Source organism: Bradyrhizobium sp. UFLA05-108, from assembly GCF_059803455.1.
Window position 1 is genome coordinate 1 of the sequence record NZ_JBANAZ010000146.1, and the last position, 5,494, is coordinate 5,494.

Consider the following 5,494-nt stretch of genomic DNA (forward strand, 5'->3'; position numbering starts at 1 on the left):
CCGATCATCTCGCGCAGCAGATCGGCGTCAGGGGTCTTCTCTACAAGCGTCCGCAGGTTCATCATGTCGTCGGTCATCGGTGGTTCCTCGAATCAGGTTGGTGTCGCAATCCAAACCTTACCGACGAATCATCGGTGACCACCGCAAAGCCGCCCGCCCGCTACGGCGCTATTGGAGGGCGCGCGTGCGGACGGCTTTGCTCTACAGAGCTACACCACCTCCGAGGACACGACCTTTCTGCACCGCAAATCAAATCGGGCGAGTCACTTAATGAACAGGATTAACTATTGCCGTGGAGACATCATTAGGACAACTGCTTTGACTGATCATGGGGAAGAGCTGACGGCTGAACCTTTTGGCTGGCCGACCCAGGCTGGTAGTAGTCCGGAGTGGCGGGAGGGTTGGCTTCCTTTAGCATCGAAAGAAATTCGATCCTGACGGGAGCCCGGGGCCCGTGGAGTGGCTGGCAAGACAAGTCTCTTTTACGACCCTGCCAATCCAGAACTGGATGTTATTTGCACTTGCGGGTCTGATCATCGGTGCAGTGTTCGTCTTGATCGTGCGCGTGATGTCATCGCGGAGCTGAGCTGCAGCGCGCAGACCGGTCCCGAGCAGCCTCACTCCGTCGCCAACTTCGTTTCGATATAGGCGTTCACGGTTTCAGCAAAGGAGCGCTGAACTCCAACCACGGCATTCTGCTGGGCTAGAACGTCCTGCTGGAGAAGTCGGAGACCGCTCTTGCGGGCCATGGCCGGGGTGACCTCCAGATACTCGTTGATAGCCCTTTCAGCCAAGGAAACGGCATTTGGATCTCCCTTAGCTATCAGTCGGCGCAGGATGCCTCGACAGTTATCCAAGTGCGGCATGGGCCGAATATGCAGCCAGATTCGAAGTGAGGACACCCCAGAATTCAGTGATGGTGAATCCTGGGGCGGTTCAGGACCCGAGCGCAAACTGGAGCGGCGGCCTCGAAGGGCCCATGCACCCCAATTATTTCTTCAGGCAATCCCATTTCCCGCGCCATCCGACCCGGTATGCCGGCCGGGGCGCTATTTCCGACGCGACGATCCGACGCGCACCATCGACGAAAGCCGCTTTCGCTCGTCTCGGTCCATTCCTTTGGCTTCGTTGATTTCATTTCGAGATCATCCGCCGGTCCGGCCGGGTCGGTATTGGAAAATTTCCGGTGGCGACCCTTGATGTCAAACGCCATCCGGAACTGCCCCCTCAATTTTCCATGGCGCGCGACACCATTGACGGCTTGGCGCAGGCGAGGGGGGATCAGCACATCATCGACGAACTGGAGCATTTCAAAGGGCTCTCCCTGGAGCTGGCGACAGCACCTCGCCCGAGGGCGCCGACTTGCGGTCGTTCGCGATCAACAATCGATTGGGCAGGGCCATAGGCGGCCCAGATTACCGGACAACGGACCCAGACCTGGCTCGCCGTAGCAGCCAGCCGCCCGCCTTGCTCAGCGGTCGTTACTGGCATCACCTCCATCATCAGCGGCCGGCCGGTGAGGCAACCGATCCAGAATTCCAGGACCAGGTCATCTCCAAGTTGGGCGAACTGACTGGTATTGTGTTTTTTTAGTGGACCACAGGTCGGTTTCGGCGCCGGGCACTCCGCCGCCGGCGTCTCCGATGCATTATTCGAGGGCCGCGGCGAGCGAAGCGCAAATCAGTGGCGCGACAGATACAATGCGAGCGACCCGCCACAGCAGCAGCCTCGAAAGCTTCCGACAGCGCGAAATTGTCGTTTGAAATCTATGGGGCCGTTTGGCTGCGATTTGTCGGAAGTGCGCTTAAAAAACCTTGCAAAAGCATCTGACTTCCAAGCTGAATACGAGGGTTCGCCCACTCCGATCTATTGAACGATTTATTCTGCCCAAAACGATATAGACGTCACTCAGTCCCCCTTCGTCCCAGGGGGGATGATTGCTACGGTTGTCCCGAGCCGCCCGCTGCGCCATAGACTTGGCCCGTGGCGTAGCTGGCATCTTCCGCGGCAAGCTGGACGTAGATCGATGCCAACTCCGCCGGCTGGCCGGGACATTGACGCGGATACCGCGCGGGGCGAGCTGCTTTGCGAGCGACTTGACGTAGTTCATCGTTGCCGCCTTGGTTTGCGCGTAGTCGTAGAGATCGGGAGAGGGATCATAGGCCTGCTCGGGTGCGGTGCCGATGATGCAAGCCCCCGGTTTCAGGTGCGGCAGCGCCGCCTTGATGATCCAGAACGGCGCGTAGACATTGGTCTTCATCGTGGCATCGAAATCCTCCGACGAGACGTCGAGAATCGAGTTGCGTGCCTGCTGTCGCGCCGCGTTGCAGACGATGATATCGAGTCCACCGAAGCCTTGCACGGCGCGTTCGACCAGCTCATTGCAGAATGCTTCGTTCCGGAGATCTCCGGGGATGGCGAGGGCAACGCGGCCCTCCTTCTTGATCAGTGCGACGACGTCCTGAGCGTCCGGCTCCTCGTTCGGCACGTAGTTGATGGCAACGTCCGCCCCCTCGCGCGCGTAAGCGATGGCCGCTGCACGGCCCATGCCGGAATCGCCGCCGGTGATCAGCGCCTTGCGGCCGGCGAGCCGGCCTGAGCCCTTGTAGCTGATCTCGCCGTGGTCGGGTCGCGGATCCATCTGGCTCGCAAGGCCAGGCCAGGGCTGTGATTGCTTCTTGAAGGGCGGCTTCGGGTAGCGCGATGTCGGGTCGACCGGATCCTGCTCGGGCATGTGCTCGTTTCCTTTCGCCGTTGCTGAAGGCAGCGAAGCCGCGGCAAGACCCGCACACGCCGCGTGAACGACGTGCCTGCGCGATACCGATGACTTACCGCTCATGAGTTCTCTCCGCCGGTTCCAGCTCTCAACGCGCGGAAAGAAGCATCGTTGCTAGGAGTTCGATCGGATGCCGGTCAGCCTGCCGGCATCCGGATGAAGCGGGAAGTCTTACTTGCTGGACTGGCCGACGCTCGGTGCCTTGCCGAGCTCCTGCGCCATGTCGAGATGATGCTTCAGTGCCGGCAGCGTCTTGCCGGCCCAGTTCTTCATCTCAGGATTGTCGCCGCCATTGGCATAACGCTCGAACAGCGATACCGCATCCTTGTGCGCGCTGACCTGATAGGAGTCGTAATCCGAGCTGAAATCCTTGCCCGATGCGGCCTTGAGCTTGTCGAGCTTGCTCTGGTGCGAACTGTCGAGCACGGTCGGAGCCGTGGCTCGAACCTTGCCGCTGTCGACCAGCTGCTTCAACTCGCCCGAGGTCTTGGTGTGATCGGTCACCATCTGTTGGGCGAAGGTCTTCTCCTGCGCGTTACCCTTCTGCTCGGCAAGCTTACTCGATTCGATCTCGAACATGTCGCTGATGGCGACCTCCTTGACGAAATCGGCCGTGGTGGGAGCCACGCCGAGCACCGAGTTCACGCCGGTTTTCTCGCCGACCGATTGCGCGAGCACAGGGCTTGCAAGCAAACAGCAGCCGAGTGCAATTATTGTCCGTTTCATGATTTCTAGTCCCTTTAACTTTAGCCGCAGCTTCATCGCTCAGCACGTTATGCATAGTGCCGACCAACCTTCTGTCGAAGGCGTTGTTCCAAGTCGTAGCGGCCGGAGCGGGCTTGCTCTCGCGCGATCAAAGAAATGGACGGAAGCCATAGCGAAGCGCAAAAGGTAGGTCGTTGGCAGCCTCAACCTTCAAGAGCCGCACATAGGGCCCGCTCTCGTGCATCTCGAGCCTGTAGCGTCCGATCGCGCGTTTCGTCCAAACTTGTCTCCGCTTGCTCTGGCCGCGGAGAGGAATGGCGCGTTGATCTTCTCGATATGGAGGCGGCCCGATCACTTCGCCCAGTGATTGGCGACGCCACCTTTTAGCGGACGAATCGGTAAGTCCGGTGGCGGGTAGGATAGTCTCCGCGACCTGGGTGAATTGCACCTCTCTGTAGGCCGCCGGCCGAGCCAGATGCGCTGCCGGTCGTGCCGCTGGCTCCAGCTCCTGTACCAGTCGTTCCGGCCGATCCAGCGGTGCCTGCTGCCGCCGTGCCTCCCATGCCAGATGATCCGCCAGAACTTGCGCCTGCTCCTGCTGCTGCGCCTGCTCCGACACCTGCTCCTGCTCCTGCGCCTGCTCCGACACCGCCAGTACCTGCACCAGCACCGGCACTACCAGTTCCGCCAGCACTTTGGGCATATGCGAGGCTAATCGGTGCGCCAGCCAACAAGGCCGCGGTCAGAATTGAGAACACCATCTTCGACATTTCAGTTTCCTCGTTTTGCAATGCCCGACCAACCGAGCCCACGAGCAGACGTTCCTACGAATAGGAACGCTCAGCAGCGAGGGCGAGTTGAAGGGTAGCTTCCGCCACTGGATACAGACCGGCTTGGCGCCTCGTTGGCGGCCTCAGCGATCCTCGAAGCTGGGGCCGCTTTCGCGAGATCCGCGAATGGCTTTTCAGCCGAGGAACCAACGCACCTGTCCCTGATTGGCTTTCTATGATTAACGAACCCAAGTCGACCCATATTCAACCCCGGCGCGCGTCTGCCTCGGCGTTGCTTTTATTGGCGTGGCACTGCTCGTAGCGGCGCTTCTTATGGGCATGAATCCATGACGTACGGCCGCCTAGGCCTTGATCCCGGCGCGCCCAACTCCGGGCCGCTGGCCTTCAGCGTGTAGAGGAACGGCGCGTTGATCTTCTCGATGGATGCGTCCGCCTGGACGGACTCGATGCCCCTAGCGATCACGACCAACTTGCGCGCGGCGGCATCGGGGGTGGCGTAGGGTCGTTCTGCGGCGAGCTACATGCGCCCATCATGTCGGCTCTGATCCTCCCCTGAGATGGTGCCACGTCTGCCGCAGGTCATGCAGATGAGCCATCCGAAACCTGGTACCGACAGCCTCTACCCATTAGGTCATAGGCGCTGTCGTTCGTCGCGGATGCCCGCAGGGGTAGCGCCTCGCTGTACGCCCCGAGCAGCCGCTGATATGCTCGCGCGATTGGGACCTTAGATTGCAGTCCGCAAGACAGACTTCGGTGCGAGCCGGCTTTTTGATCGAGGATCGATCCCGCTCGCAGTTTCCGCGCTAACGACTTTAACGCTCAACGGCATTTTCAAGCGGCTGCCTCGTCCTCCTCACATCAGGAGATATGCCATGGCTGCATCGGACTGGCGTCTCGAAGGCGAATGGATCAAGAATTGTAATTGCGCGTTTGGCTGCCCCTGCGATTTCAATGCCCGGCTGCTTTTGCAAGGGGCTGGTCGGCATGAGGATCGGCAAAGGCCATTTCGAGGGCACGAGGCTCGATGGTCTCTGTTTCGCGGCCACCGTCGATTTCCCGGGAGCGCTGCACGAAGGCAACGGGAAGATGCAGCCCATCATCGATGAGCGCGCGACGGCTGAGCAGCGCCAGGTGCTGTTTAACATGACTGAGTCACGCGGCCGGTCTAGCTCTCATGATCTCCGGCGCGATCTTGCTTGCGCGCGGAATGTGAAGTTCGGGA

The 5,494-nt window shown here is 60.3% G+C and carries 5 protein-coding genes and 2 pseudogenes; 2 read left to right on the forward strand and 5 right to left on the reverse strand.

Annotated elements, in window-relative coordinates; all coding sequences use genetic code 11:
* Positions 1 to 284, forward strand: a pseudogene (locus tag SO140_RS45215) (hypothetical protein); the annotation flags it as partial.
* 333 nt (positions 285 to 617) lie between these two features.
* Here SO140_RS45215 and SO140_RS45220 read toward each other — a convergent pair.
* The 5 genes and pseudogenes from SO140_RS45220 to SO140_RS45240 all read right to left on the reverse strand — a co-directional run bounded on the left by SO140_RS45220 (position 618) and on the right by SO140_RS45240 (position 4,184).
* Complete coding sequence (locus tag SO140_RS45220; protein ID WP_498544134.1) at positions 618 to 866, reverse strand: hypothetical protein; 249 nt, start codon at positions 864 to 866, stop codon at positions 618 to 620.
* Between the two features lie 44 nt (positions 867 to 910).
* A complete protein-coding gene (locus SO140_RS45225; RefSeq protein WP_474803265.1) occupies positions 911 to 1,309 on the reverse strand; it encodes a hypothetical protein in 399 nt (132 codons plus the stop codon).
* Positions 1,310 to 1,940: 631 nt separating this feature from the next.
* A pseudogene (locus SO140_RS45230) lies at positions 1,941 to 2,839 on the reverse strand (SDR family oxidoreductase).
* 108 nt (positions 2,840 to 2,947) lie between these two features.
* Positions 2,948 to 3,502: a DUF4142 domain-containing protein gene (locus SO140_RS45235; protein ID WP_474803268.1), complete on the reverse strand. Its 555-nt coding sequence runs from the start codon at positions 3,500 to 3,502 to the stop codon at positions 2,948 to 2,950.
* 127 nt (positions 3,503 to 3,629) lie between these two features.
* The gene (locus SO140_RS45240) at positions 3,630 to 4,184 is read right to left on the reverse strand and encodes a hypothetical protein (RefSeq protein WP_474803271.1); all 555 of its coding nucleotides are present in this window, start codon (positions 4,182 to 4,184) and stop codon (positions 3,630 to 3,632) included.
* A gap of 1,072 nt (positions 4,185 to 5,256) precedes the next feature.
* Here SO140_RS45240 and SO140_RS45245 point away from each other — a divergent pair.
* Positions 5,257 to 5,494 (forward strand): DUF1326 domain-containing protein (locus tag SO140_RS45245; RefSeq protein WP_498544135.1); only part of this gene is annotated, 238 nt, incomplete at its 3' end.